Consider the following 2,369-nt stretch of genomic DNA (forward strand, 5'->3'; position numbering starts at 1 on the left):
ATATAGGGGCGGGAATGGCGGGCGAGGGTGCCCGTTCATCTGTTTGTTTGACGCAATTCCGCACGGAGATCACAGTTTTCCTGGAATTGCCGCTGAAGGGCGTTTGGGTGCAACGATGACGAAATGGTCGCCGAATTCGTGGAGAGAAAAGCCGATCAAGCAGGTTCCCGCCTATCCGGACCTTGCCGCGCTGAAGAACACGGAAGCCCAGCTCGCCACCTTTCCGCCGCTGGTTTTTGCCGGTGAGGCGCGCAAGCTGAAGAAGCAGTTGGCGGCCGTCGCCGCCGGCGACGCCTTCCTGCTCCAGGGTGGCGATTGCGCCGAAAGCTTTGCCGAGCATGGCGCGGACAACATCCGCGACTTCTTCCGCGTCTTTCTGCAGATGTCCGTCGTTCTGACCTTCGCCGGCGCGCAGCCGGTGGTGAAGGTTGGCCGCGTCGCCGGCCAGTTCGCCAAGCCGCGCTCGTCCGACAACGAGACCAAGGCCGGCGTGACGCTGCCAAGCTATCGCGGCGACATCATCAACGGCATCGAGTTCGACGCCAGGTCGCGCATCCCCGATCCCGCCCGGCAGGAAATGGCCTACCGCCAGTCGGCGGCGACGCTCAATCTGCTGCGCGCCTTTGCCCAGGGCGGCTATGCCAGCCTGGAGAATGTGCATCGCTGGATGCTCGGCTTCGTGTCCGACAGCCCGCAGGGCGAAAAATACGAGTCGCTCGCCAACCGCATCACCGAGACGATGGACTTCATGAAGGCGGTCGGCATCACCTCGGAGACCAACTTCGCGTTGCGCGAGACCGATTTCTACACCAGCCACGAGGCGCTGCTGCTCGGCTACGAAGAGGCGCTGACCCGCGTCGATTCGACCTCGGGCGACTGGTACGCGACGTCGGGCCACATGATCTGGATCGGCGACCGCACGCGCCAGCCCGACCATGCCCATGTCGAATATTGCCGCGGCATCAAGAATCCGCTCGGCCTGAAATGCGGCCCGTCGCTGACGCCGGACGGGTTGCTGGAACTGATCGACCTGCTCAATCCGGAAAACGAGCCGGGACGGCTGACGCTGATCGCGCGCTTCGGTTCCGACAAGGTGGCCGAGCATCTGCCGAAGCTGGTGCGGGCAGTGCAGAAGGAAGGGCGCAGCGTGGTGTGGTCCTCGGACCCGATGCATGGCAACACGATCGAGGCCGCCGGCTACAAGACGCGGCCGTTCGATCGCATCCTGAAGGAGGTGCAGACCTTCTTCGAAGTGCACCGGGCCGAAGGCACGCATCCCGGCGGCATCCATGTCGAGATGACCGGCAAGAACGTCACCGAATGCACCGGCGGTGCCCGCGCCATCACCGCGGAAGACCTGCAGGACCGCTACCACACGCATTGCGACCCGCGCCTCAACGCCGACCAGGCGATCGAGCTCGCCTTCCTGGTCTCGGACCTGCTCAAGAAGAGCCATACGGTCCAGCACAAGCAGGCCGCCAACGGCTGAACCGCTTGCTGCTTTGGATCCAGTCAAGGGCGCCGGAGAAATCCGGCGCCTTTTTCGTTCGGGGCCGAGCCCGGTAACGTCAGACTTACGAAAATGTGTTCTGGCGCGACCACTGCAAGACCAAGATTGGGTGGAACTGCATCGTCCACCGCAACTGGTTCCTGCATTCATCATGCGTCACGAGCATGCCGTCATCCACCACCGCGCGCTTGATTTCTGGTCGGCACGCGCGGCGGTCCTCGTCATCATCTGCCTGCAGCTTCTGGTCATAAACGACCTGTCGTTCGGCCCGCGCTGGCTGGCGCCTGCGATCGAGGCGGTGCTGCTGGTGCCCCTGTCGGTCGCGACGGCGTGGACGCAAATGGCGACACGGAAGGCCGTCGACCACGAGCATTGGTACGCGATCGGCCGGTTTCGCCTTTACATCCGCCGCATCGCGCTGGTCCTCACCGGCGTCATCAGCGTCATGAACTGCGGGGCGCTGGTCTTCCTGGTCAGGGCGCTGCTCGAAGGCCATGCCGGCGCCGGCAGCACGCTGCTTGTCGATGCGCTCAACATCTGGGTCACCAACGTCATCGTCTTCGCGCTCTGGTTCTGGAGCACGGACCGCGGCGGGCCGCCGACCTGTGGGCTGGTCAAGCGCGCGCAGGCCGATTTCCTGTTTCCGCAGATGACGCTGCCCGACCGCGAGATCCGCGGCTGGCTGCCCGGCTTCGTCGACTATGCCTTCCTGGCGTTCACCAACGCGACGGCATTCTCGCCGACCGACACCTTGCCGCTTACCCAGCGCGCCAAGCTCTTGATGATGGCGGAGGCGTTGATCTCGCTGCTGACGATCGCGCTGGTGGCGGCGCGGGCCGTCAACATCCTGGCTTAGATC

The 2,369-nt window shown here is 64.3% G+C and carries 2 protein-coding genes; both read left to right on the plus strand.

The window, feature by feature from the left end:
* Positions 1-115 precede the first annotated feature (115 nt).
* Positions 116-1,489, plus strand: coding sequence for a 3-deoxy-7-phosphoheptulonate synthase class II (locus EN780_RS32260; protein WP_127310392.1), 1,374 nt, complete (start codon positions 116-118; stop codon positions 1,487-1,489).
* Positions 1,490-1,661: 172 nt separating this feature from the next.
* The gene (locus EN780_RS32265; RefSeq protein ID WP_128276296.1) at positions 1,662-2,366 is read left to right on the plus strand and encodes a hypothetical protein; all 705 of its coding nucleotides are present in this window, start codon (positions 1,662-1,664) and stop codon (positions 2,364-2,366) included.
* The last annotated feature ends 3 nt before the right edge of the window (positions 2,367-2,369 follow it).

The sequence above is a fragment of the Mesorhizobium sp. M4B.F.Ca.ET.089.01.1.1 genome (assembly GCF_004022605.1).
Taxonomy (GTDB): domain Bacteria; phylum Pseudomonadota; class Alphaproteobacteria; order Rhizobiales; family Rhizobiaceae; genus Mesorhizobium; species Mesorhizobium abyssinicae.

Coding starts and splice junctions, on each gene's coding strand:
- EN780_RS32265 (WP_128276296.1), top strand. CDS start 1,662: ATGCGTCACGAGCATGCCGTCATCCACCACCGCGCGCTTGATTTCTGG.
- EN780_RS32260 (WP_127310392.1), top strand. CDS start 116: ATGACGAAATGGTCGCCGAATTCGTGGAGAGAAAAGCCGATCAAGCAG.